The following is a 25,917-nucleotide window of genomic DNA, read 5'->3' as shown; positions in this document are numbered from 1 at the left end:
CGCCCGGTTACATTCCGAACCCGGAAGCTAAGCCTCACAGCGCCGATGGTACTGCAGGGGGGACCCTGTGGGAGAGTAGGACGCCGCCGAACAATTCTTATAAAAAGGTCGGATCCTGAACTTCGGTTCGGGGTCCGACCTTTTTACCTTTCGCTTAACGTGTCGTTCACCCTGCGCACCCAGCATCCAGCACATGGGAACTGCTGCAATGCTCAGGGCCGCCGGCGTCGGAGTCGGTGACGAGGTCGTCGTACCTGCTTTCGGGAACGTCGAGGTCGCCGAGGCCGTGACCCTGGCTGGTGCGCTCCCGGTGTTCGCCGACATAGACCCGGTGACCTACTGCCTCGACCCCGGCGCTGTCGAGGCGGCCGTAACTCCGCGTACGGCCGCGGTCGTTGTCGTACACCGGTTCGGACGGTGGGCCGATGTGCGGCGGTTGCACGCGCTCGGGCAGCGGCACGAGGTACTGGTGCTGGAGCAGGGCGAGTCCGAGGCGCCGTACGACGAGATAGCGCAGCGCAGGGAGCGGGCCGCCTACCTTGACGCCAAGCTCAAGGGCGTACGGACGCCGGACGGCGGGGACGGGCACACCTACCAGCAGTACGTCGTGCGGGTGCCGGGGAACGGCAGGCCGGACCGGGACGCCTTCGCGATGGCCTTGCGGGCCAAGGGAGTTGAGTGCCGGGTGCCGGTCAAGACGCCCGTGCACCGGCTGCCGGAGTTCCGTCGGTGCGTGTCCCTGCCGGAGACCGAGCTGGCCGCCGACGAGACGCTGACGCTGCCCGTGGACGCCGCGCTCACCAAGCGGGAGATGCAGCGGATCGTGTCCGCGTGCAACGCGCTCGGGGGACTGCTGCAGCCCGCCTACTGAGTGGGTTCCGAACGAATTTGGGAACTCGGGCCTGCTCGGGGTACAGTTTCTCCGTCGCCGCGAGGGAAACCTCGACAACGACAAGCCCCTATAGCTCAGTCGGCAGAGCGTCTCCATGGTAAGGAGAAGGTCAACGGTTCGATTCCGTTTGGGGGCTCCAGCAGAAAAGGCCTCACCCTTCCGGGTGAGGCCTTTTTCGTTCTGATGCCGGCTCAGGCCTCCTTGTGGATTCCCGGGACACGCATCGCCAGGATCGCCATGTCGTCCGACGGGGCGTCCGACGCGAACCGTTCCACCGCGCGCATGATGCGGGCGGCGACCGCACCCGCCGTCAGGCCCGTGCACGTCGTGAGGACGTCGGCGAGACCGTCGTCGCCCAGCATGCGCGTGCCCTCGCGGCGTTCGGTGACGCCGTCCGTGACGCACAGGAGCACGTCGCCGGGATCGAGGGTGACGGTCTCCTCGTGCAGTTCCAGGTCCTCGATCACGCCCAGCAGCGGCTGCGGTTCGGCGGCCGGCGTCACCGTGCCGTCCTGACGCAGGCGCAGCGGGAGCGGATGGCCGGCGCAGACCACCTTCAGCTCGGCGCTGCCGTCCTCCTGCGGGCGCATCTCGCCGTAGAGCAGGGTCAGGAAGCGGCTGCGGTCGCCCTCGTCGAGGATCGCGGAGTTCAGGCGCTGCAGGACCGCCGGTCCGGACAGGCCCTCGCGGGCCAGCAGGCGCAGGGCGTGCCGGGCCAGGCCGGTGACCGCGGCAGCGTTCGGGCCCGTACCGCAGACGTCGCCGATGGCGAAGCCGTAGGCGCCGTTGCCGATCGGGAAGAGGTCGTAGAAGTCGCCGCCGACCTCGTTGCCCTCGCCGGCCGCGCGGTAGATGACCTCCACCTCGACGCCGTCGATCTGCGGCAGGCCCGGCGGGAGCAGGCTGCGCTGGAGGGACTGGCTGATGGCCGTGCGCTCCGAGTACAGGCGGGCGTTGTCCAGGGCGAGCGCGGCCCGGCGGGACAGGTCCTCGGCCAGTTCCAGGATTTCCTGGCGGAAGTGTTCGTCGGTGGGCTTGCCGAGGGTCAGCATGCCGATGACGCGGTTGCGGGCCACGAGGGGCAGGACGACCGTCTCGCCGCCGACCGCGGAGGCCGTGGCGAGGGTCGGGCCGATGCCCGAGGAGATCTGGCGCGTGGGGCCGCCGGACAGGCCGAGGCTGCGCATGGAGGTGCGCAGGGCCGCCCGGTGGGCGACCTCGCCGGGGGTGGTCCAGACGCGGGCGCCGGGGGTCGGTACCGGGTCCGGCGGCGGGATCTTCGACAGTAGCGACTTGATGCCGTCGATGAGGTCTTCGTCCTCGTGCAGGACGTACGACAGATACGGCTCGGAGGCCTGGTCGGCAATCGTATAGACGGCGCACCAGGTGGCCAGCGTGGGGACTGTCATCTGGGCCATCAGGGCCAGCGTCTGGTCGCGGTCCAGGGTGCCGGCCAGCAGGTCGGAGGCCTCGACCAGGAAGCTCAGGGAGCCGCGGCGCAGCCGCTCCAGCTCGCCCAGGCGGGCCGACTCGACGGCCAGGGCGATGCGGTCGGCGGCGAACTGCAGGCGCAGCGCCTCCTCGTTGGAGTACCGGCCCGGTGCCTCGGCCGCGACGCCCAGGGAGCCGGTGAGGCGGCCCTCGACCTTCAGCGGGACCGTGACGACCGAGCGCATACCGGTGCCGGACAGCAGCGGTACGGCGCCGGGTACGGCGGTGAGGTCGTCGTGCACGGCCGGCATGCGTGCGGAGCCGTAGCGGCCGGGGCCGGCCTCCACGGGCACGCGCGCGAAGCGCTGGCGGGCGGAGGGCAGGCCCGTGGAGGCACGGACCTCCAGTTCGGTCTCGTCGTCGGTGGCCAGCAGCAGGAAAGCCGAGTCGCCGTCGAGCATGTCGCGGGCGCGCTCCACCGTGCGCTGCAGGAGGCCGTCGAGGTCGTCCGGGGCGGGGGAGCCGATGAAGACCTCGAAGGGGTCGGTGCTCTGGCCGTCGGAGGTCGGGGCCTGGTCGCCGGCCGGGACGCGCGGCGGGCTCTGCAGCACGGCACGCTCGTCGTCGCGGACCAGGAGGCAGACGGTGGAGGGTTCGCCGCCGGTGTCGCGGACTCTGAGGTGGGAGGCGTAGACATGGGCCACCCGGCCGTCGGCGCCGCGGATGCCGTAGCTGCCCTCCCAGCGGGAGAGCTGCAGGGCCTCGGCCACGCCGGTGCTGGTGCCCGGGGTGTGCGGCCAGGCCGCCAGTTCGGTGACGGGCCTGCCGATGACCTCGGCGGACGAATAGCCGAACAGTTCTTCGGCATCCTCGTTCCAGGAGGTGATCGAGCCCTTGCGGTCGACCTGGAGGACCGCGACGCGGACCCGGCCGTCGGCCAGCGGCAGCAGGTCGGCCGGGAGGGACGGGCCGGCGGTGCGGGTGCCGACCGGGCGTTCGGGGAGGTTGAGCTGGAACCAGACGTTCTTGTGGGTGGGCGAGTAGTCGACGCCCCAGCGGGTGGCCAGGGCCGCGCACAGCTGCAGGCCGCGGCCGCCCTCGCGGTCGGGGCTGCCCATGGTGGCGGCGGAGTTCTGGAGGGGTACCTCGCGCTCCGGGTAGCGGTCCGAGACCTCGATGCGCACACCGTCCTCGGCGCGCAGGCACAGGACGTCCGCGTGCGTGCCCGCATGCACGACCGCGTTGGTCACCAGCTCGCTGGTGAGGACCACGGCGTCGTCGACGATGTCGGCGAAGCCCCAGCCCTGGAGGGTGTCGCGGACGAAGGACCGGGCAGTCGCTACCGATCGCCCCACGGGCTCGAACGTGGCGGCCGCGCGCGCGGTGATCACAGAACTCCTCGACCCGTTGTCTACGTGCAGGGCTGCGTGGCCGTCGGGCTCGCGCCGCTGATGCGGCATCAGCTCGCCCGTCGGCTGTGGCTCCGGGGGCTGTTCCCCGGGGATGACTCCGGTGGTCATGGTCTGCGGCCGCCCCTCCGATGCCCGCTCGTTCTCGTGCCACCGCCCAAGCCGGTCGGACCGGTGCGGCTGGACAGCCGCATGCAAGGTTACTTACCTTCACGGTCCGAGCGGGTGCCGGTCGCCGGTGTTTACCCCCCATGGTGTGCGGACGATGTGCGAAGCTGCCGAACTGTTATGGCCTGGCTCAGCCGGGGTGAAACACTGGGCAAGCTTCTGATGAAGGTCGGGTCAGCCTGCGTGTGTTCCGTGTACAGCGGGCAGCAGCCTCTGGTGTGGCCGGATCTCGTCTGGCAGAAATACGCAGGAGTAACCGGTACGCGGAAGTAACCGGTATGCCGATGACCGGCACGCCGGGCCGAAGCGGCCGAGCACAGCAGTAACGGTCTACCCCTCCGGGAGGGACACAGTGGAGTCTGGCGCGGCGACGCGTGGCACGAAGACGCGCGCGAAAGGCGGACCGTCCCTGGGCAAGCGCGGCGAGACCACCGCCGTGGACACGGCTGCCCTGAACCGGCTGCTGGCGGCTCTCGTCTCGATGCGTGACGGGAACTTCCGCAAGCGGCTCACCGTCTCCGGGGACGGTGTGATGTCGGAGATCGCGGCCGTCTTCAACGAGGTGGCCGACCGGAACCTGCATCTGACCGGTGAGCTGTCCCGGGTGCGGCGCATGGTGGGCCGTGAGGGCAAACTCACGGAGCGGCTGGAGACGGGGGCCTGCGAGGGCTCCTGGGCGTCCGCGATCGACGCCTCCAACGCTCTGGTCGACGATCTCGTGTGGCCGGTGTCGGAGGTCAGCCGGGTGCTCACGGCGGTCGCCGAGGGTGATCTGTCGCCGCGGATGGAGTTGCGGACGCAGGCATTGGACGGCGGCACCGGGCATCCGCTGCGGGGTGAGTTCCTGAAGGTCGGCCGTACCGTCAACAACCTGGTCGACCAGCTGTCCACGTTCACGGACGAGGTCACGCGCGTGGCCAGCGAGGTCGGCACCGAGGGCAAGCTCGGCGGTCAGGCCCGGGTGCGCGGTATGTCTGGTTCGTGGAAGGACCTGACCGAGTCCGTCAACACCATGGCACGGCAGCTGACCGCCCAGGTGCGTGACATCGCCCTGGTGACGACGGCGGTGGCGCGGGGTGACCTGTCACGCAAGGTGACCGTGCAGGTCGCCGGCGAGATGCTGGAGCTGAAGAACACCGTCAACACGATGGTGGAGCAGCTGTCGTCCTTCTCGGTCGAGGTGACCCGGGTCGCCCGTGAGGTGGGCACCGAGGGCATCCTGGGCGGTCAGGCGCAGGTGCCGGGTGTGGCCGGTGTGTGGAAGGAGCTCACCGACTCCGTCAACACGATGGCGGGCAACCTGACCGCGCAGGTGCGAGGCATCTCGCAGGTCACGACCGCTGTCGCCAGTGGCGATCTGTCGCAGAAGGTGACGGTTCCGGCGCGCGGCGAGGTCGCGCAGCTCGCCGAGACGATCAACCAGATGACCGAGACGCTGCGGATCTTCGCGGACGAGGTCACCCGCGTGGCGAACGAGGTCGGCGCGGAGGGCCGGCTCGGCGGGCAGGCGAACGTGCCGGGCGCCGCCGGCACGTGGAAGGACCTGACGGACTCCGTCAACACGGTCTTCCGGAACCTGACCACGCAGGTGCGGGACATCGCCACGGTGACGACGGCCGTGGCCAACGGTGACCTGTCGCAGAAGGTCACGGTCGACGTGGCCGGCGAGATGCTGGAGCTGAAGAACACCGTCAATGGGATGGTGGACCAGCTGTCGGCGTTCGGTGCCGAGGTGACGCGGGTCGCGCGGGAGATCGGTGTCGAGGGTGAGCTGGGCGGCCAGGCGCAGGTGCCGGGTGCTGCCGGTGCCTGGAAGGACCTGACCGACTCCGTCAACACCGCGTTCCGCAACCTCACCGGGCAGGTGCGCAACATCGCCCAGGTGACCACGGCGGTGGCCAACGGCGACCTCTCCCAGAAGGTCACCGTGGACGTCTCGGGCGAGATGCTGAAGCTGAAGAACACCGTGAACACGATGGTGGACCAGCTGTCGAGCTTCGCCGACCAGGTCACGCGGATGGCCCGGGACGTGGGTACGGAGGGCCGGCTGGGCGGTCAGGCCCGGGTGGACGGCGTGTCGGGCACGTGGAAGGAGCTGACGGACTCCGTCAACTTCATGGCCGGCAACCTGACCTCGCAGGTGCGGCAGATCGCCCAGGTGACGACGGCCGTGGCGCGCGGTGACCTGTCGCAGAAGATCGACGTTGACGCACGTGGCGAGATTCTCGAACTGAAGAACACGATCAACACGATGGTTGATCAGCTGTCCGCCTTCGCCGACCAGGTGACCCGGGTGGCGCGTGACGTGGGTACCGAGGGCCGCCTCGGCGGTCAGGCGCAGGTGCCGGGTGTGGCCGGTGTGTGGCGGGACCTGACCGACTCCGTGAACGGCATGGCGGGCAACCTGACGGCCCAGGTCCGCAACATCGCGCAGGTCGCGACGGCCGTGGCGCGCGGTGACCTCTCCCAGAAGATCACCGTGGACGCGCGCGGGGAGATCCTGGAGCTGAAGAACACCCTGAACACGATGGTGGACCAGCTGTCGTCGTTCGCCCAGGAGGTCACCCGGGTGGCCCGTGAGGTGGGTACGGAGGGCATCCTCGGCGGTCAGGCCGAGGTGCAGGGTGTGTCCGGCACCTGGAAGGACCTCACGCAGTCCGTGAACTTCATGGCGAACAACCTGACGATCCAGGTGCGCAACATCGCCGAGGTCACGACCGCGGTCGCCAAGGGCGACCTGTCGAAGAAGATCACTGTTGACGCGAAGGGCGAGATCCTCGAGCTCGTCACGACGGTCAACACCATGGTCGATCAGCTGTCCAGCTTCGCCGAGCAGGTGACCCGGGTGGCCCGTGAGGTGGGCACCGAGGGCATCCTGGGCGGTCAGGCGCACGTGCCGGGTGTCACCGGTATCTGGAAGGACCTGAGCAACAACGTCAACCTGATGGCCAACAACCTGACCATGCAGGTGCGGAACATCTCCCAGGTCGCCTCGGCCGTGGCCAACGGCGACCTGACGCGTCAGGTGACGATCGAGGCGCGCGGTGAGGTCGCCCAGCTCGCCGACACCATCAACATCATGGTCAAGACGCTGAGTTCGTTCGCGGACCAGGTCACCAAGGTGGCCCGCGAGGTGGGTACGGACGGCATCCTGGGCGGCCAGGCGCACGTACCGGGTGTGGCCGGCACCTGGAAGGACCTCACCGAGTCCGTGAACCAGATGGCGTCCAACCTGACCGGTCAGGTGCGCAACATCGCCATGGTCACCACGGCGATCGCCAAGGGTGACCTGACGAAGAAGATCGACATTGACGCGCGCGGCGAGATTCTTGAGCTGAAGACGACGATCAACACGATGGTTGATCAGCTGTCCAGCTTCGCCGAGGAGGTCACGCGCGTGGCCCGTGAGGTGGGCACGGAGGGACAGCTCGGCGGCCAGGCACGCGTGCGTGACGTCGACGGAACCTGGCGGGACCTGACCGAGTCGGTGAACGAGATGGCCGGGAACCTGACCCGGCAGGTGCGTGCCATCGCGCGCGTGGCGACCGCGGTGACCCGCGGCGACCTGAACCTGAAGATCGACGTCGACGCGTCCGGCGAGATCCAGGAACTGCAGGACTACATCAACAAGATGATCGCCAACCTGCGCGACACCACGATCGCCAACAAGGAGCAGGACTGGCTCAAGGGCAACCTGGCCCGTATCTCCGGCCTCATGCAGGGCCGCCGGGACCTGGAGGACGTGGCCTCGCTGATCATGAGCGAGCTGACGCCGGTCGTCTCCGCGCAGCACGGCGCGTTCTTCCTGACGATGCCGCTCATGGAGGGCAAGGACGTCGGTGACGGCGAGGACAACTACGAGCTGCGGATGCTGGGCTCGTACGGCTACTCGATGGGCTCCATGCCGACGTCGTTCCGGCCCGGTGAGGCGCTGGTCGGCACGGCAGCCCAGGAGAGGCGCGCGATCCTGGTGGAGAACGCGCCCAGTGGCTATCTGAAGATCTCCTCCGGTCTCGGCGAGGCCCCGCCGTCGCAGGTGATCGTGCTGCCGGTGCTGTTCGAGGGCAATGTGCTCGGTGTGATCGAGCTCGCCTCCTTCACCCCGTTCACGCAGATCCAGAAGGACTTCCTCAACCAGATCGCCGAGATGATCGCGACGAGCGTCAACACCATCTCGGTCAACACCAAGACCGAGCAGCTGCTGAAGCAGTCGCAGGAACTGACCGAGCAACTGCGGGAGCGCTCGGCCGAGTTGGAGAACCGGCAGAAGGCGCTGCAGGCCTCCAACGCCGAACTGGAGGAGAAGGCCGAGCTGCTGGCCCGGCAGAACCGCGACATCGAGGTGAAGAACACCGAGATCGAGGAGGCCCGGCAGGTCCTGGAGGAGCGCGCCGAGCAGCTCGCGGTGTCGATGCGCTACAAGAGCGAGTTCCTCGCCAACATGTCGCACGAGCTGCGTACGCCGCTCAACTCGCTGCTGATTCTGGCCAAGTTGCTCGCCGACAACGCCGAGGGCAACCTCTCGCCGAAGCAGGTGGAGTTCGCCGAGACCATCCACGGCGCCGGCTCCGACCTGCTGCAGCTGATCAACGACATCCTCGACCTGTCGAAGGTCGAGGCGGGCAAGATGGACGTCTCGCCGACGCGTATCGCGCTCGTGCAGCTCGTGGACTACGTGGAGGCCACCTTCCGGCCGCTGACCGCGGAGAAGGGCCTGGACCTGTCCGTACGGGTCTCCCCGGAGCTGCCCGCGACCCTGCACACCGACGAGCAGCGGCTGCTGCAGGTGCTGCGCAACCTGCTGTCGAACGCGGTGAAGTTCACCGACTCCGGATCGGTGGAGCTGGTGATCAGGCCGGCCGGCGCAGACGTGCCCGTGGGCATCCGGGAGCAGCTGCTGGAGACCGGCTCGCTGGCCGATCCGGACGGGCCACTGATCGCGTTCTCGGTGACGGACACCGGCATCGGCATCGCGGCCAGCAAGATGCGGGTGATCTTCGAGGCGTTCAAGCAGGCGGACGGCACCACCAGCCGCAAGTACGGCGGCACCGGCCTCGGTCTGTCGATCTCCCGGGAGATCGCGCAGCTGCTCGGCGGGGAGATCCACGCGCAGAGCGAACCGGGCCGCGGCTCGACGTTCACGCTGTACCTGCCGCTGCACCCGAGCGAACTGCCGCCGCAGGGCTACCAGCAGTCCGTGCCCCCGCTGGGGGCGGGCGAGCTGCTGGCCTCCGAGGCCGAGCGGTCCTCGGAGCTGTCCGCCGTGGAGATCGAGACCCCGGCCGAGGTGAAGTCGTACCGCGAGACGCAGAACGGACCCGCGGCGCTCTTCCGGCGCCGGCGCCGGGGTCTGCCGCAGGGTGAGCAGCGGTCCGAGCCGTGGGCGGCGGTGCCGGAGCAGGAGAGCGCGCCGCAGTCCGCGCGCGGGGTGCGGTTCGGCGGCGAGAAGGTGCTGATCGTCGACGACGACATCCGCAACGTGTTCGCCCTGACCAGCGTCCTGGAGCAGCACGGTCTGTCGGTGCTGTACGCCGAGAACGGCCGCGAGGGCATCGAGGTGCTGGAGCAGCACGACGACGTGGCGGTCGTGCTGATGGACATCATGATGCCGGAGATGGACGGGTACGCGACGACCACGGCGATCCGCAGGATGCCGCAGTTCGCCGGGCTGCCGATCATCGCGCTGACCGCGAAGGCGATGAAGGGCGACCGGGAGAAGGCGATCGAGTCCGGTGCCTCCGACTACGTGACCAAGCCGGTCGACCCGGATCATCTGCTGGCCGTGATGCAGCAGTGGATGGGTGGAAAGTGACGAGATCGGCGCTCCGGGATGTGAACACCCGGGGAACCCTTGGCGTGGGTCGGGAGTTGTCCACTTGAGGTGAGGGCGAAGGTACGGCTTAAGGTGGCCTGCGAACGGATGGGAATGCCGGATTCCGGGAACCATCCCGGCCCCCGCCGCGTTTCCGGTACGTGCACAGTGACATCGCGGTGACAGGGTGTGGCGACGGGCGGGGTGCGGCTACGATGACCGGCACAAGGACGGGCGGCGAAAGGGAGTCGTCCCCTGGGGCGGCGCCCGGTGTACCGCCGGGGCGAGGAGGGCGGGCCATGGTGCAGAAGGCCAAGATCCTCCTGGTCGATGACCGGCCGGAGAATCTGCTGGCGCTGGAGGCGATCCTCTCTGCGCTCGATCAGACGCTGGTGCGGGCATCGTCCGGGGAGGAAGCGCTCAAGGCACTGCTCACGGACGATTTCGCGGTCATTCTGCTGGACGTCCAGATGCCGGGCATGGACGGATTCGAGACCGCCGCGCACATCAAGCGGCGCGAGCGGACCCGGGACATCCCGATCATCTTCCTCACGGCGATCAACCACGGCCCGCACCACACCTTCCGGGGTTATGCGGCGGGCGCGGTCGACTACATCTCCAAGCCCTTCGACCCGTGGGTGCTGCGCGCGAAGGTCTCGGTGTTCGTCGAGCTGTACATGAAGAACTGCCAGCTGCGGGAGCAGGCGGCACTGCTGCGGCTGCAGTTGGAGGGCGGCGGCAAGGGCGCGGTCGGCGGCAAGGAGTCCGCCGGGCTGCTCGCCGAGCTGTCCGCGCGGCTCGCGGCCGTCGAGGAGCAGGCCGAGGCCCTGTCCAAGCAGCTGGACGACGATTCGGCGGACGCGGCCGCGGTGGCCACGGCGGCCCATCTGGAGCGCAAACTCACCGGGTTGCGGCGCGCGCTCGACGCCCTGGAGCCGGGCGCCGGCCCGGGCGGCTCGTCGGTGCCGGCGCAGAACTGACATGTGCCCGGGCGGCGGTTGCCGGTGAGCGTGCGTCAGTTCCGGTCTCCCGCAAGGGCGACACGAACGGGTGAAGCTGTGGGCACACGTGTCCGCTGTCGTCTCCCCCGGTAACCTCACACCCATGGCCTCACGTCCCTCCGCAGCCAAGAAGCAGCCCGCCAGGAAGGCGGCCGCTCCGGCGAAGGCTCCGGCGAAGAAGGCCGCAGCGAAGAAGGCCCCGGCCAAGAAGGCCCCGGCCAGGAAGTCCGCGCCGCCGAAGCCGGCGCCCAGCCCCACCGGGGGCGTGTACCGGCTCGCGCGCGCCCTCTGGCTGGGCCTCGCGCACGCCGTCGGCGCCGTCTTCCGCGGCATAGGGCAGGGCGCGAGGAACCTCGATCCGGCCCACCGCAAGGACGGCATCGCGCTGCTGCTGTTCGGCATCGCGCTGATCGTCGCGGCCGGCACCTGGGCCGACCTGAAGGGCCCGGTCGGCGATCTGGTGGAGATCCTCGTCACCGGCGCCTTCGGCCGGCTCGACCTGCTGGTGCCGATACTGCTCGCGGTGATCGCCGTACGGTTCATCCGGCACCCGGAGCAGCCCGAGGCCAACGGGCGGATCGTGATCGGCCTGTCCGCGCTCGTCATCGGCGTGCTCGGGCAGGTCCACATCGCATGCGGTTCGCCCGCCCGCAGCGACGGCATGCAGGCCATAAGAGACGCCGGCGGACTCATCGGCTGGGCGGCGGCCACCCCGCTGACGTACTCCATGAGCGACGCGCTCGCCGTACCGCTGCTGGTGCTGCTGACGATCTTCGGGCTGCTCGTGGTGACCGCCACCCCGGTCAACGCCGTCCCGCAGCGGCTGCGGGCGCTCGCCGTACGCCTGGGCGTGCTGCACGACCACGGGGCGGAGGAGTTCACCGAGGACGACGAGCGCTACGACGAGCAGTGGCGCGAGGCGCTGCCCGCGCGCTCCCGTAAGCGCTCGTCCGCCCCCCGGGCGTACGACCCCGACGGCGCGGAGGAGGAGGCCCTCTCGCAGCGCCGTGGCCGCCCCAGGCGCTCCGCGGTGCCCCAGCCGGATCCACAGCGCCGGATGGACGCTGTGGACGTCGCCGCGGCCGCCGCCGCGGCGCTCGACGGAGCGGTGCTGCACGGCATGCCGCCCTCCCCGCTGGTCGCGGACCTCACCCAGGGCGTCAGCGTGGGCGACCGGGAGGAGACCACGCCGGTGCCCAATCCGGCGCCGGCCCCCGTGCCCGCCCCGACGCCGTTTCCGGCCGCGCGCCCCAAGCAGGAGAAGCTCAAGGTCGAGACCGTCCCCGACCTCACCAAGAAGGCCCCCGAGGAGCCGCGCGAGCTGCCACCGCGCGCGGAGCAGCTCCAGCTCTCCGGGGACGTCACCTACGCGCTGCCGTCGCTGGACCTGCTCACGCGCGGCGGCCCCGGCAAGGCGCGCAGCGCCGCGAACGACGCGGTCGTCGCCTCGCTCACCCAGGTCTTCACCGAGTTCAAGGTCGACGCCGCCGTCACCGGCTTCACCCGCGGCCCGACGGTCACCCGCTACGAGGTCGAGCTCGGCCCCGCCGTGAAGGTCGAGCGGATCACCGCGCTGACCAAGAACATCGCGTACGCCGTCGCCAGCCCGGACGTGCGGATCATCAGCCCGATCCCCGGCAAGTCCGCGGTCGGCATCGAGATCCCGAACACCGACCGGGAGATGGTCAACCTCGGCGACGTGCTGCGTCTCGCGGAGTCCGCCGAGGACGACGACCCGATGCTCGTCGCCTTCGGCAAGGACGTCGAGGGCGGGTACGTGATGCACTCGCTGGCGAAGATGCCGCACATGCTGGTCGCCGGTGCGACCGGTTCCGGCAAGTCGTCCTGCATCAACTGCCTGATCACCTCGGTCATGATGCGGGCGACCCCGGAGGACGTCCGGATGATCCTGGTCGACCCCAAGCGCGTGGAGCTGACCGCCTACGAGGGCGTCCCGCACCTGATCACGCCGATCATCACCAACCCCAAGCGGGCCGCCGAGGCGCTGCAGTGGGTCGTACGCGAGATGGACCTGCGCTACGACGACCTGGCGGCGTACGGCTACCGGCACATCGACGACTTCAACCAGGCCGTCCGCGACGGCAAGGTCAAGCTGCCCGAGGGCAGCGAGCGCGAGCTGCAGCCGTACCCGTACCTGCTCGTGATCGTGGACGAACTGGCCGACCTGATGATGGTCGCCCCGCGCGACGTCGAGGACGCGATCGTGCGCATCACCCAGCTCGCGCGCGCGGCCGGCATCCATCTGGTGCTCGCCACCCAGCGCCCGTCGGTCGACGTGGTCACCGGTCTCATCAAGGCCAACGTGCCCTCCCGGCTCGCCTTCGCCACCTCCTCGCTCGCCGACTCCCGGGTCATCCTCGACCAGCCCGGCGCCGAGAAGCTGATCGGCAAGGGCGACGGCCTGTTCCTGCCGATGGGCGCGAACAAGCCGACCCGTATGCAGGGCGCGTTCGTCACCGAGGCCGAGGTCGCGGCCGTCGTACAGCACTGCAAGGACCAGATGGCGCCGGTCTTCCGGGAGGACGTCACGGTCGGCACCAAGCAGAAGAAGGAGATCGACGAGGACATCGGCGACGACCTGGACCTGCTGTGCCAGGCGGCCGAGCTGGTCGTCTCCACCCAGTTCGGGTCGACCTCCATGCTCCAGCGCAAGCTGCGCGTCGGCTTCGCCAAGGCCGGGCGGCTCATGGACCTCATGGAGTCCCGCAACATCGTGGGGCCGAGCGAGGGATCCAAGGCGCGTGACGTTCTTGTGAAGCCTGAGGAGCTGGACGGCGTGCTCGCCATGATTCGCGGGGAGTCTGAGGAGTAGGGCGAAGGGCCGTCCGGCGGACGCCGGTTACGCCGGGTGGCGGGCGTCGTCGTGATCCACCCGTTAGAGAGCGTCGAGCAACCGTTTCCCTTCGTCGTACGTCCAGTTGAGCGAAAGGACAGATGGGCGTCCCACCATGGGGTGCCTACCTGTCGAATCATAGGAATGTCCGGCCATTCCTATGGCGCACAAGTCAGACCGCCCGGTTGCCCCACCCTTTCGTACCCCCCCTAGACTGAGCTTCCAGCACAGGTGGCTACACGCTCGAAAGGCGCCCCCGTGTCCATCGGCAACTCCCCTGAAGACGAGCGTCCGTTCCAAGACGAGTCCCAGGAAGCCCGTGTCTCCGTGGGCCGCGCCCTGCAGCAGGCGCGGATCGCGGCCGGGCTCACCGTGGACGACGTCAGTACTGCCACTCGTGTCCGTGTCGCCATCATCCACGCCATCGAGGCGGACGACTTCGGCCCCTGTGGCGGCGATGTGTACGCCCGCGGACACCTCCGCACGCTGGCGAAGGCCGTCCACCTCGATCCCGCACCCCTGATCGCCCAGTACGACGCCGAGCACGGCGGCCGTCCCGCACCCACCCCGGCAGCACCCCTGTTCGAGGCCGAACGGATCCGGCCGGAGCGGCGCGGGCCGAACTGGACCGCCGCCATGGTCGCCGCGATCGTCGTGGTGATCGGCTTCGTCGGCTTCACCGCGGTCAAGGGCGGCGACTCGGGCAACGATGCGAAGTCGCAGGTCGCCGGGGGCGGCGGCACGCCGGCGCCGAGCAAGTCCGCCTCGCCCACGCCGAAGAAGGACAAGCCCCCCACACCGACCACCGAGCCGTCCGACAGCGCCATCGCGGCCGCGCCCCAGGACAAGGTGACCGTCCAGGTCAGCGCGCCCAACGGACGCAGCTGGATCTCGGCCAAGGACCACAACGGCCAGATGCTCTTCGACGGGCTGCTGAACAAGGGCGAGTCCAAGACCTTCCAGGACAGCTCCAAGATCAACCTGATCCTCGGCGACGCCGGTGCGATCGAGCTGTACGTCAACGGCAAGAAGATCGACGACAACTTCCAGCCGGGCCAGGTGGAGCGCCTCACCTACACGAAGGGCGACCCGGTGGCGGGCTGAGAGGCCCTTGGGGGAGTGCGTGTGTGACGGGGTTGGCCAAGATCGGCCAACCCCGTCGACGTGGGCTGTCCGAGAGACAAAGTAGTCTTGAGCCCATGCCTGAACGCCGTACCGTCGCACTCGTCACTCTCGGCTGCGCCCGTAACGAGGTGGACTCGGAGGAGCTCGCAGGCCGTTTGGAGGCGGACGGCTGGCAGCTCGTCGAGGACGCCGCGGACGCCGACGTCGCCGTGGTCAACACGTGCGGCTTCGTCGAGGCCGCGAAGAAGGACTCCGTCGACGCCCTCCTCGAGGCCAACGACCTCAAGGACCATGGGAGAACCCAGGCCGTCGTGGCGGTGGGCTGCATGGCCGAGCGGTACGGCAAGGAGCTGGCCGAGGCGCTGCCCGAGGCCGACGGCGTGCTCGGCTTCGACGACTACGCCGACATTTCCGATCGCCTGCAGACCATCCTGTCCGGCGGCGTCCACGCCTCCCACACCCCGCGCGACCGCCGCAAGCTGCTCCCGATCAGCCCGGCCGAGCGCCAGGAGTCCGCCGCGTCCGTCGCCCTGCCCGGGCACGGCCCCGCCGACCTGCCGGAGGGCGTGGCGCCCGCCTCCGGCCCCCGCGCGCCCATGCGCCGCCGCCTCGACGGCTCCCCGGTCGCCTCGGTGAAGCTGGCCTCCGGCTGCGACCGGCGTTGCTCCTTCTGCGCCATCCCGTCCTTCCGCGGCTCATTCATCTCCCGCCGCCCCAGCGACGTGCTGAACGAGACACGGTGGCTGGCCGAACAGGGCGTGAAGGAGATCATGCTGGTCTCCGAGAACAACACCTCCTACGGCAAGGACCTGGGCGACATCCGCCTGCTGGAGTCCCTGCTGCCGGAGCTGGCCGAGGTCGACGGCATCGAGCGGGTGCGGGTGAGCTATCTGCAGCCGGCCGAGATGCGTCCCGGCCTGATCGACGTGCTGACCTCCACCCCGAAGGTCGCCCCGTACTTCGACCTGTCCTTCCAGCACTCCGCGCCCGGCGTGCTGCGCGCCATGCGCCGCTTCGGTGACACCGACCGCTTCCTGGAGCTGCTGGACACGATCCGCTCCAAGGCGCCCGAGGCCGGTGTGCGCTCCAACTTCATCGTCGGCTTCCCCGGCGAGAGCGAGGCGGACCTGGCCGAGCTGGAGCGCTTCCTGAACGGCGCCCGCCTGGACGCCATCGGCGTCTTCGGCTACTCCGACGAGGAGGGCACGGAGGCGGCGACGTACGACAACAAGCTCGACGAGGACGTAGTGGCCGAGCGCCTGGCCCGGGTGTCCAGGCTGGCCGAGGAACTCGTCTCGCAGCGCTCCGAGGAACGCGTCGGCGCAACCGTGCACGTCCTGGTCGAGTCCGTCGACGAGGAAGAGGGCGTGTTCGGCCGTGCCGCGCACCAGGCGCCCGAGACCGACGGCCAGGTTCTGCTCACGAGCGGCGCCGGCCTCGGCGTCGGACGTATGGTCGAGGCGAAGGTGGTCGGTACGGAAGGTGTCGACCTGGTGGCCGAGCCGCTGGCCGGGTCGCTCGCGTGCAGTGAGGAGGCGGGCAGATGACCGGAGTCCCGGCATCCGCCGCGGGTGGCTCCTCCGGCGCGCACGGCGCCCGGGGTTCCGCCGCCGCTGCCGACGGCGCTCGGTCCGAGGTCTCCGGTTCTGCTCCAGGTCCCGACAACGGCGGCCGGCCCGCGCGCGGCGGGAAGATCGCGGCCGCGGCCGTCAACCAGGCGAGCGTCTGGAACGTGGCCAATCTCCTGACCATGCTCCGGCTGGTCCTGGTGCCCGGCTTCGTGGCACTGATGCTGGCGAACGGCGGCTACGACCCGGCCTGGCGCGCGCTGGCCTGGGCGGCCTTCGCGATCGCCATGATCACCGATCTGTTCGACGGGCATCTGGCGCGCACCTACAACCTCGTCACCGATTTCGGGAAGATCGCCGACCCCATCGCCGACAAGGCGATCATGGGGGCGGCGCTGATCTGTCTGTCGGCCCTGGGCGATCTGCCGTGGTGGGTGACGCTCGTCATCCTCGGCCGGGAACTCGGCATCACGCTGCTGCGTTTTCTGGTCATTCGCTACGGCGTGATCCCGGCCAGCCGCGGCGGCAAGCTCAAGACCCTCACCCAGGGGGTGGCGGTCGGGATGTATGTCCTGGCGCTGACGGGATGGCTGGCCACGCTGAGGTTCTGGGTGATGGCCGCGGCGGTCGTCCTCACCGTCGTCACCGGACTCGACTACGTGAGACAAGCCATTGTGCTGCGCAGGCAGGGAATCGCCGAGCGCGCGGCGGCGTTGGAGGAGAAGGAAGCGTGAGCTCGCCGGCCACCGAACTGGTGCGACTACTGATCGTGAGGGGCGAGACCCTCGCCGTCGCCGAGTCGCTCACCGGTGGCCTGGTGGCGGCGGAGATCACCTCGGTCCCCGGAGCGTCCAAGGTGTTCCGGGGTTCGGTCACCGCCTACGCCACCGAGCTGAAGCATGAGCTGCTGGGCGTCGACGCCACCCTGCTGGCGCAGCGAGGAGCGGTGGATCCGCAGGTCGCGAGCCAGATGGCAGCCGGAGTACGGAAGGTTTTGGGCGCCGACTGGGGCATCGCGACCACCGGAGTCGCCGGCCCCGAACCGCAGGACGGCCGGCCTGTCGGGACGGTCTTCGTGGCCGTCGACGGGCCGCTCACCGACCGCCCCGGTTCCGCCGGTGGTGGAAAAGTGGAAGCCCTGCGGTTGAACGGCAACCGTGCGGAAATTCGTATGGAGAGTGTACGGAGCGTACTCGCAGTGCTCCTCGAGCAGCTTGCGGGCGAACAGACCGGTAATGAGCGGGCACAGGATACGGAACGGAACGGGGGGTTTTGATGTTTGCAGCCCTGAGTGAACACGACATCGCTCCCCGCACGGCCGCAGCGCGAGGCGGTACGGTGGGGCGAGAAGGATGCGGCTACGCGGTCCGAGGAGGGAGCCACCGATGATTCTGCTCCGTCGCCTGCTGGGTGACGTGCTGCGTCGGCAGCGCCAACGCCAGGGCCGTACTCTGCGCGAAGTCTCCTCGTCCGCCCGAGTCTCACTCGGCTATCTCTCCGAGGTGGAGCGGGGGCAGAAGGAGGCTTCCTCCGAGCTGCTCTCCGCCATCTGCGACGCGCTGGACGTACGGATGTCGGAACTCATGCGAGAAGTGAGCGACGAGCTGGCGCTCGCCGAACTGGCCCAGTCCGCCGCGGCCACCGAGCCCGTGCCCACGCCGGTCCGTCCGAGGCTGGGTTCCGTTTCGGTGACCGGTGTGCCACCGGAACGGGTGACCATCAAGGCGCCCGCCGAGGCGGTGGACGTGGTCGCCGCGTGACGTACGCCCGCGCGGCTTAGCGAACGTGTGAAGCCCCGGCCGGGCTTCTCGGGATGAACCCAAGAAGCGTGGCCGGGGCTTTCGTCTTGCCGGCCACCAGGTGCGATGTGCGTCACTTTTGTGCCCGTTTGCCGGGCTCGGTCGGTGCGGTCATGGTGGAGGGACGTGACGGTACCGAAGCACCGGAGGAAACGGATGTACGTCGTGAAGAGCCCGTTGGCCGACGCGGACCTGAAGACCGTGGCCGAGGCGCTGCAGGGTGCCCTCGTCGACTTGGTGGACCTCTCCCTGGTCGCCAAGCAGATCCACTGGAACGTCGTCGGGCCCCGCTTCCGCTCCATCCACCTCCAGCTCGACGAGGTCGTCGCCTCCGCGCGCACCCACTCCGACACGGTGGCCGAGCGGGCCTCGGCCCTGGGTGTACCGCCGGACGGACGCGCCGCCACGGTGGCCTCCGGCAGCGGCATCGGCACGACTCCCGCGGGCTGGATCAAGGACGGGGACGCCGTCGGGGCGATGGTGGACGCGCTCGGTGCGGTGATCACCCGGATGCGGGAGCGGGTGGCGGCGACGGGGGAGCCGGATCCGGTGTCCCAGGACATCTTCATCGGGATCACGGCGGATCTGGAGAAGCACCACTGGATGTTCCAGGCGGAGCACGCGTAGGTGTGATGGCCGGGGTGGGCGCCTGTGCCGGGTGGTTGCCGTCCTCGGACGCCGGACGGACTGGTTCCTGTGCACCGATGAGCCCGATGTGCGCCTCCCGCGCCGCGCGGGACGCGCACTAGCGTCCCGCAGGAGGTGGTGACGGCCATGGTGGGGCGGATAGTGCGCTGGACGGTCGGGCTGGGGCTCGCGGCCGTGTGGTGGTGGGCCGTGCTGCGGATCACCCTGGGGCAGGGCGCGGGCGTGCTGGAAGGCGCCGTCGCGGCCGGCGGCTGGGGGCTGAGCCTGCTGCCCGTGCGCTGCGTCCCCAAGGGGCAGGCCGCGGGCGCGGTGCCGAAGGGGCGCTGGGTGGCCGCCTGGCGGGCGGGGGACGCTACCAGGGCATCGCCACGCCCCCGTTCGGGCGAAGTATCTGACCCGTAGTGAACGCCGAGGCGTCCGAGGCCAGGTACAGCACCGCGTGAGCGACGTCGTCCGGCTCACCGACCCGGCCCAGCGGCGCCATCCGCGCCATCACGCCCTCGGTGTGCGCCTGCGCCTCACGGTCGTGCCGGTCGGTCATCGGGGTGCGGATCCAGCCCGGCGCGACCGCGTTGACCCGGATACCGTGCCGGCCGACCTCGGTGGCCAGCGTCTTTGTCAGCTGGACCACGGCCGCCTTCGCCACGCCGTAGCAGAGCAGCCCGGGCCCGCCGGTGTCGACCGCGCCGGAGGCCATGGTGACGATGCTGCCCCGCGTGTCACGGGCCAGCATCGAGCGGGCAGCCTCCTGGCAGGCGTACAGCACGCCCTTGAAGTTGACGTTCAGCACCCGGTCGAGATCCTCGTCGCGGGTCTCCAGGACGGCGCTGCTGTGCATGATCCCGGCGATCGCCGCCATCACGTCCAGGCGCTCGCAGGACTGGACGGCCTCGGCGAGCCGGGCCCGGTCGGTGACGTCCAGGACATGGGTACGGGCCGTGCCGCCGCGTTTCTCGATCAGCTCCGCTGTGCCCTGCAGGCCGTCCGCGTCCCGGTCGGCGCAGTGCACCGTCGCCCCAGCCTCGGCGAGCAGCACGGCGGAGGCCCGGCCGATACCGCCGGCGGCTCCGGTGACGAATGCGGTGCGTCCGGTGAGGTCGTACGCCGTGAGGGGCATGTAGCGACGGTAAGAGAGTTTCTGACGGACCGTCAATTAGGGTGCGGGGATTGGCTTGGTGTGCGTGCAACGGGCCAGAGGCGCGGGACGGCCTCGATCTCGGCGTCGGCGGAGCGTAGGTGTGGGTGCGGGGCGGGCGTCAGGTGGTGCGGCGGGGCTGGCGGTCTCGCCGGTGTTGGGGTGAGCCGGGGGCCGGGGCGGGGCCCGCCTGGCAGGTGGGGCACCAGTAGGTGGGACGTTCCCGGGAGCCGTCGCCCTGGTCGGCCACGCGGACCGGGGTGTGGCAGCGCAGGCAGGGGCGGGGTGCGCGGCCGTAGACGAACAGGTCGTGCCGGTGCAGGCCCGTGGTCTGGCGGACCGGGCGGTCGCGGTTCGCCTCCAGGAGTCTCTTGGCGAGCGCGGGCAGCTTCTCGGCGCGGTCCGCCGGCAGCGTGCGGATCGGTAGCCACGGGGTGACGCCCAGCAGGAAGCACAGCTCGCTCTTGTAGATGTTGCCGATGCCGGCGAGGTTGCGCTGGTCGAGCAGGGCCTCGCCGAGTGGGCGGGCGGGGTCGGCGAGGAGGTTGGCGAGGGCGCGCTCGGGGTCCCAGTCCGGGCCGAGCAGGTCGGGGCCCAGGTGGCCGACGACCCGTTCCTCCTCGCCCGTGCGCAGCAACTCCAGGACCTGGAGCCGGTAGCCCACGGCCGTGCGGTCGGCGGTGCCCAGGATCGCCCGGATCTGGTGCGCCGGACCGCCCTGCCAGCGCTCGCCGGTGCCGTACACCTTCCAGGCGCCCTCCATCCGCAGATGCGTGTGGAGGGTCAGGCCGCCCTCGAACCGGGTGAGCAGGTGTTTGCCGCGCGGGAGCGTGCCGAGCACCGTACGACCCGTGAGGTCGACCGTCGCGTACTTCGGCACCCGGAAGTCGCTGCGGGTCAGCGCCTTGCCCGCGAGGGCCTCGTGCAGCCGCCTCGCGGCCTGCCAGACCGTGTCACCTTCGGGCATGCGTCAAGGGTGCCACGGTCGAGTGAGGCGGGCGTTCGCCGGCGGGGCGCCCGTCGCCCGTGGCGGAGCGCCTCTCGGCGGTCACGCTCTCAGGCGCAGGCCGCGCGGCGTGGCCACGAAGCCCGCTGCCTCGAGAAGGGTGCCTATCGGCGAGGTCAGGGCCTGGGCGCCGTTGATCCGCTCGACCGTGACCGTGCCGAGGGAGCCCGCGCGGGCCGCGGCGGCCAGGGCCTCCGCGGCCGTACGGAGCCGGGGGTCGTCCGGGGCCGGAGTGTCCGGGCCGACGGGCCAGGCCAGCAGGGTCTTGCCGCCGCGCTCCATGTACAGCGTGAGCTCGCCCTCCACCAGGACGACCAGCGAGCCCGCCTTGCGGCCCGGCTTGTGCCCGGCACCGGTGGGCGGCTCGGGCCAGGACAGGGCCGCGCCGTAAGCGTTGGCGGGATCGGCCGCGGCGAGGACCGCGGCACGTGGGTCGGGTGAGGCCGTACCCGTACGACCGCTGCCGTACCCCCGATGCGCCGGTGAGCCGTAGGCGCCGGCTCCGCCTCCTCGGGGGCCGCCGTAGCCGGGGGAGGCGAAGGGGTCGGCGAGGTCGCGGGGCGAGACATAGTCGCCGGGGGCGGGCGGAGGGTCTGCCGGTGGCCAGGTGGAGTCGCCCTCGAGGCCGGGGTGGGCGAAACCGCCGTCCGACCCGTCGAAGGCGCCGGTGAAGGGGTGTTCGTGGGGTGCGCCGTCGCTTCCGCCGAAGCCGGCCGGGAACGCCGGTGCGGCAAAGCCGTTCGAGGGGCCCGGGAAGCCGTTTCCGGGGGCCGCGGCGGTCAGGGTCTCGCCGCGTTCGCGGGCGTTGGACACCGCGCGGAGCCGGTCCACCGCGCCGTCCATGGCGAACTGGGCCGCGCCCAGGCCCTCGACCACATAGCCGCGCCGCGCCTGGCCGCTCTCCTCGAACGCGGACAGCACCCGGTACACCGCCGAGAAGCCGCCCTCGACTCCCTCCGCGGCGACTGCCCCGCGGGTGACCACGCCGTGCCGGTCCAGCAGGGTGCGGGCCAGCGCGTGCGCGCGCACGGTGGGGTCCGGCTCGGCCGCGGGCAGCAGTGACCAGCGGCCGGCGACCGTCGGCGGGCCGGTACGGGACGCGGAGCGTGCGGCGGCCGTCAGGGAGCCGTAGCGCCCGCGCGGGACGGCGCGCTTGGCGCGGTGGGCGGTCGAGCCCGCCGTACGGCCCGAGCCCAGCAGGGAGCGCATCGGCGCGAGGGTGTCGTTGGTGAGCCGGCCCGACCAGGCCAGGTCCCAGAGCGCGTCGGCCAGTTGGGGGTCGGTGACGTCGGGGTGGGTGGTGGCACGGACCTGGTCGGCGATCTGGCGGAAGAACAGGCCGTAGCCGCCGGAGAGGGCGTCCAGGACGGACTGGTGCAGCGCCGTCAGCTCCAGGGGGTGGGGCGGCGGAAGCAACAGGGGGGCCGCGTCCGCCAGATAGAGGGAGACCCAGCCGTCCTTGCCGGGCAGGGCGCCCGCGCCCGACCACACCACTTCGCCCGCGGCGGTCAGCTCGTCGAGCATCGAGGGCGTGTAGTTCGCCACGCGGGAGGGCAGGACCAGCTTCTCCAGGGCCGAGGCGGGCACGGAGGCGCCCTGCAACTGCTCGATGGCGCGCACCAGTCCGTCGATGCCGCGCAGACCGTGCCCCTTGCCGATGTGCTGCCACTGGGGCAGGAACTGGGCCAGCGCCGCCGGTGGCACGGGCTCCAGCTCATGGCGCAGGGCCGCCAGGGAACGGCGGCGCAGGCGGCGCAGCACGGCCGCGTCGCACCACTCCTGGCCGATGCCCGCCGGGTGGAACTCGCCCTGCACGACCCGGCCGTTCGCGGCGAGCCGCTGCAGGGCCCCCTCGGTGACCGCCACGCCCAGGCCGAAGCGGGCCGCCGCCGTGGCCGACGTGAACGGGCCGTGGGTGCGGGCGTAACGGGCGAGCAGATCGCCCAGCGGGTCCTTGACCGGCTCGGTGAAGGCTTCGGGCACGCCGACCGGCAGTGCCGTGCCGAGCGCGTCGCGCAGCCGGCCCGCGTCCTCGACCGCCGCCCAGTGATCGGTGCCGGCGATCCGGACCTTGATGGCCCGGCGGGCACCGGCCAGCTCGCGCGCCCACTGCTGATCCGCGCCCCGCGCCACGAGCTCGGCGTCGGTCAGCGGACCGAGCAGCCGCAGCACGTCAGCCACGCCCTCCACGTCCTTGACCCGGCGGTCCTCGGTGAGCCACTGCAGTTCCCGTTCCAGCTCGGTCAGCACCTCGGCGTCGAGCAGTTCGCGCAGCTCCGCCTGGCCCAGCAGCTCGGCCAGCAGCCGGGAGTCCAGCGACAGCGCGGCGGCGCGGCGCTCGGCCAGCGGCGAGTCGCCCTCGTACAGGAACTGGGCGACGTACCCGAACAGCAGGGAGCGGGCGAACGGGGACGGCTCCGGGGTGGTGACCTCGACCAAGCGCACCTTGCGGGACTCGATGTCGCCCATCAGCTCCGCGAGCCCGGGGACGTCGAAGACGTCCTGGAGGCACTCGCGGACGGCCTCCAGGACGATCGGGAACGAGCCGAACTCGCTCGCCACCTGGAGCAGTTGGGCCGCGCGCTGGCGCTGCTGCCACAGCGGGGTGCGCTTGCCGGGGTTGCGGCGCGGCAGCAGCAGCGCGCGGGCCGCGCACTCGCGGAACCGGGAGGCGAACAGGGCGGAGCCGCCGACCTGGTCGGTGACGATCTGGTCGACCTCGCCCTTGTCGAAGGCGACGTCCGCCGCGCCCACGGGTGCCTGGTCGCTGTCGTACTCCGTGCCGGCCTTCATGGGCTCCTGGTCGAGCAGGTCCAGGCCCATCAGGTCCGCGTCGGGCAGACGCAGCACGATGCCGTCGTCGGCGTGCATGACCTGCGCGTCCATGCCGTACCGCTCGGACAGGCGGGCGCCGAGCGCGAGAGCCCACGGGGCGTGCACCTGGGCGCCGAAGGGCGAGTGGACGACGACCCGCCAGTCGCCCAGCTCGTCGCGGAACCGCTCCACGACGATCGTGCGGTCGTCGGGGACATGGCCGCAGGCCTCGCGCTGCTCGTCCAGGTACGACAGCACGTTGTCCGCCGCCCAGGCGTCCAGGCCCGCAGCGAGCAGCCGCAGCCGGGCGTCGTCCTTGGGCAGCGAGCCGACCTCGCGCAGGAACGCGCCCACCGCGCGGCCCAGTTCGAGCGGGCGGCCCAGCTGGTCGCCCTTCCAGAAGGGCAGCCGGCCCGGCACGCCGGGCGCGGGGGAGACGAGGACCCGGTCGCGGGTGATGTCCTCGATGCGCCAGGAACTCGTGCCCAGCGTGAAGACGTCGCCCACCCGGGACTCGTAGACCATCTCCTCGTCGAGCTCGCCGACCCGGCCGCCGCCCTTCTTGGGGTCGGATCCGGCGAGGAAGACCCCGAAGAGGCCGCGGTCGGGGATCGTGCCGCCGGAGGTGACGGCGAGGCGCTGGGCGCCCGGGCGGCCGGTGATCTCGCCGGCCACGCGGTCCCACACCACGCGCGGGCGCAGCTCCGCGAACGCGTCGGACGGATAGCGGCCCGCGAGCATGTCGAGGACCGCCGTGAACGCCGACTCGGGCAGCGACGCGAAGGGTGCGGCACGGCGGACCACGGCGAGCAGGTCGTCGAACTGCCAGGTGTCCAGCGCCGTCATCGCGACCAGTTGCTGCGCGAGCACGTCGAGCGGGTTCGCGGGCACCTTCAGGGACTCGATCGAGCCCGAGCGCATCCGTTCGGTGACCACGGCCGCCTGGACGAGGTCGCCGCGGTACTTGGGGAAGACGACGCCGGTGGAGACGGCGCCCACCTGGTGCCCCGCCCGGCCGACGCGCTGCAGGCCGGAGGCGACCGAGGGCGGGGACTCGACCTGCACGACCAGGTCGACGGCGCCCATGTCGATGCCCAGCTCCAGGCTGGACGTGGCGACCACGGCGGGCAGCCGGCCCGCCTTCAGGTCCTCCTCGACCAGGGCGCGCTGCTCCTTGGAGACCGAGCCGTGGTGCGCGCGGGCGATCACCGGGGGCGCGCCCTGCGCGGCGCCCGAGCCGCCCATCAGCTGGGCCGGGGAGTGGTGCTCGTCCAGCGTCTCGCCGGTCGCACGCTCGTAGGCGATCTCGTTGAGCCGGTTGCACAGCCGCTCGGCGAGGCGCCGGGAGTTGGCGAACACGATGGTGGAGCGATGGGACTGGACCAGGTCCGCGATCCGCTCCTCCACATGCGGCCAGATCGACGGTTTCTCGCCGCCTTCGGCGGCGTCGGCCGCAGGGGAACCGCCCAGCTCACCCATGTCCTCGACCGGGACGACCACGGACAGGTCGAACTCCTTGCCGGACTCCGGCTGGACGATCTCCACCTTGCGGTGCGGCGAGAGATACCGGGCCACCTCGTCCACCGGGCGGACGGTCGCCGACAGGCCGATCCGGCGGGCCGGCTTCGGCAGCAGCTCGTCGAGCCGCTCCAGGGAGAGCGCGAGATGGGCGCCGCGCTTGGTGCCCGCGACCGCGTGCACCTCGTCCAGGATCACCGTCTCCACGCCCGTCAGCGCGTCGCGCGTGGCCGAGGTCAGCATCAGGAACAGCGACTCGGGGGTGGTGATCAGGATGTCCGGCGGGCGGGTGGACAGGGCGCGCCGCTCGGCCGCCGGGGTGTCGCCGGAGCGGATGGCGACCCTGACCTCGGGCTCGGGCAGGCCCAGACGCACGGACTCCTGGCGGATGCCGGTCAGCGGGCTGCGGAGGTTGCGCTCGACGTCGACCGCGAGGGCCTTCAGCGGGGACACGTAGAGCACCCGGCAGCGCTTCTTCGGGTCGGCCGGGGGCGGGGCCGAGGCCAGCTGGTCCAGGGCGGCGAGGAACGCGGCCAGCGTCTTGCCCGAGCCGGTCGGGGCCACCACCAGCACGTCCGAGCCCGCACCGATGGCCTGCCATGCACCGGCCTGGGCCGCGGTGGGCGCGGAGAACGCCCCCGTGAACCAGCCGCGGGTCGCGGGTGAGAAGCCGTCGAGGGCTCGGTGCGCGGAGCTGACCATGCGTCCATCCTGCACCCGGCCACTGACAATCGCGC

Annotated in this window: 15 protein-coding genes, 1 tRNA gene and 1 rRNA gene; 13 read left to right on the top strand and 4 right to left on the bottom strand. The window is 71.0% G+C overall.

The window, feature by feature from the left end:
• The 3 genes from rrf to AB0M27_RS29775 form a co-directional block, all read left to right on the top strand.
• A 5S ribosomal RNA gene (gene rrf / locus AB0M27_RS29785) occupies positions 1 to 92 on the top strand; the annotation flags it as partial.
• Positions 93 to 208: 116 nt separating this feature from the next.
• The gene (locus tag AB0M27_RS29780; protein ID WP_365726012.1) at positions 209 to 871 is read left to right on the top strand and encodes a DegT/DnrJ/EryC1/StrS family aminotransferase; all 663 of its coding nucleotides are present in this window, start codon (positions 209 to 211) and stop codon (positions 869 to 871) included.
• Between the two features lie 84 nt (positions 872 to 955).
• Positions 956 to 1,031 (top strand) — tRNA-Thr (locus AB0M27_RS29775).
• 52 nt (positions 1,032 to 1,083) lie between these two features.
• Here the strand turns inward: AB0M27_RS29775 and AB0M27_RS29770 are convergent.
• On the bottom strand, positions 1,084 to 3,843 hold the full coding sequence (locus AB0M27_RS29770) for a SpoIIE family protein phosphatase (RefSeq protein ID WP_365726004.1): 2,760 nt from the start codon (positions 3,841 to 3,843) through the stop codon (positions 1,084 to 1,086).
• A gap of 409 nt (positions 3,844 to 4,252) precedes the next feature.
• On the opposite strand from AB0M27_RS29770, the gene AB0M27_RS29765 reads away from it, so the two are divergent.
• The 10 genes from AB0M27_RS29765 (at position 4,253) to AB0M27_RS29720 (ending at position 19,109) form a co-directional block, all read left to right on the top strand.
• On the top strand, positions 4,253 to 9,712 hold the full coding sequence (locus tag AB0M27_RS29765) for a HAMP domain-containing protein (RefSeq protein WP_365726002.1): 5,460 nt from the start codon (positions 4,253 to 4,255) through the stop codon (positions 9,710 to 9,712).
• Positions 9,713 to 10,011: 299 nt separating this feature from the next.
• On the top strand, positions 10,012 to 10,692 hold the full coding sequence (locus AB0M27_RS29760; protein ID WP_069778400.1) for a response regulator: 681 nt from the start codon (positions 10,012 to 10,014) through the stop codon (positions 10,690 to 10,692).
• Between the two features lie 124 nt (positions 10,693 to 10,816).
• Positions 10,817 to 13,546, top strand: a complete 2,730-nt coding sequence (locus tag AB0M27_RS29755; RefSeq protein ID WP_365726001.1) for a DNA translocase FtsK — start codon at positions 10,817 to 10,819, stop codon at positions 13,544 to 13,546.
• 279 nt (positions 13,547 to 13,825) lie between these two features.
• A complete protein-coding gene (locus AB0M27_RS29750) occupies positions 13,826 to 14,671 on the top strand; it encodes a RodZ domain-containing protein (protein WP_365725998.1) in 846 nt (281 codons plus the stop codon).
• Between the two features lie 95 nt (positions 14,672 to 14,766).
• Entirely contained in the window at positions 14,767 to 16,239 is a 1,473-nt protein-coding gene (rimO, locus tag AB0M27_RS29745) for a 30S ribosomal protein S12 methylthiotransferase RimO (RefSeq protein WP_365725996.1), read from the top strand.
• Positions 16,236 to 16,994, top strand: coding sequence for a CDP-diacylglycerol--glycerol-3-phosphate 3-phosphatidyltransferase (gene pgsA, locus AB0M27_RS29740; protein WP_365725994.1), 759 nt, complete (start codon positions 16,236 to 16,238; stop codon positions 16,992 to 16,994). Before rimO ends, pgsA begins: the two co-directional genes overlap by 4 nt.
• Positions 16,991 to 17,536: a CinA family protein gene (locus tag AB0M27_RS29735; RefSeq protein WP_365725992.1), complete on the top strand. Its 546-nt coding sequence runs from the start codon at positions 16,991 to 16,993 to the stop codon at positions 17,534 to 17,536. The genes pgsA and AB0M27_RS29735 overlap by 4 nt, the downstream gene beginning before the upstream one ends.
• 109 nt (positions 17,537 to 17,645) lie before the next feature.
• Entirely contained in the window at positions 17,646 to 18,020 is a 375-nt protein-coding gene (locus AB0M27_RS29730) for a helix-turn-helix transcriptional regulator (protein ID WP_365725990.1), read from the top strand.
• A 195-nt stretch (positions 18,021 to 18,215) separates the two neighbouring features.
• Entirely contained in the window at positions 18,216 to 18,686 is a 471-nt protein-coding gene (locus tag AB0M27_RS29725; RefSeq protein ID WP_365726010.1) for a DNA starvation/stationary phase protection protein, read from the top strand.
• Positions 18,687 to 18,833: 147 nt separating this feature from the next.
• A complete protein-coding gene (locus AB0M27_RS29720) occupies positions 18,834 to 19,109 on the top strand; it encodes a hypothetical protein (protein ID WP_365725988.1) in 276 nt (91 codons plus the stop codon).
• Here the strand turns inward: AB0M27_RS29720 and AB0M27_RS29715 are convergent.
• The 3 genes from AB0M27_RS29715 to AB0M27_RS29705 form a co-directional block, all read right to left on the bottom strand.
• A complete protein-coding gene (locus tag AB0M27_RS29715; RefSeq protein ID WP_365725985.1) occupies positions 19,060 to 19,824 on the bottom strand; it encodes an SDR family NAD(P)-dependent oxidoreductase in 765 nt (254 codons plus the stop codon). The genes AB0M27_RS29720 and AB0M27_RS29715 overlap by 50 nt on opposite strands.
• Before the next feature lie 139 nt (positions 19,825 to 19,963).
• Complete coding sequence (locus AB0M27_RS29710; RefSeq protein WP_365725982.1) at positions 19,964 to 20,809, bottom strand: DNA-formamidopyrimidine glycosylase family protein; 846 nt, start codon at positions 20,807 to 20,809, stop codon at positions 19,964 to 19,966.
• A gap of 81 nt (positions 20,810 to 20,890) precedes the next feature.
• Complete coding sequence (locus AB0M27_RS29705) at positions 20,891 to 25,882, bottom strand: ATP-dependent helicase (protein ID WP_365725980.1); 4,992 nt, start codon at positions 25,880 to 25,882, stop codon at positions 20,891 to 20,893.
• Positions 25,883 to 25,917: the final 35 nt, after the last annotated feature.

Origin of the sequence: Streptomyces sp. NPDC052107 (assembly GCF_040680215.1) — a bacterium.
Taxonomy (GTDB): domain Bacteria; phylum Actinomycetota; class Actinomycetes; order Streptomycetales; family Streptomycetaceae; genus Streptomyces.
Note: the sequence above shows the minus strand (reverse complement) of the source record. Positions and strands in the feature narration are given on the sequence as shown.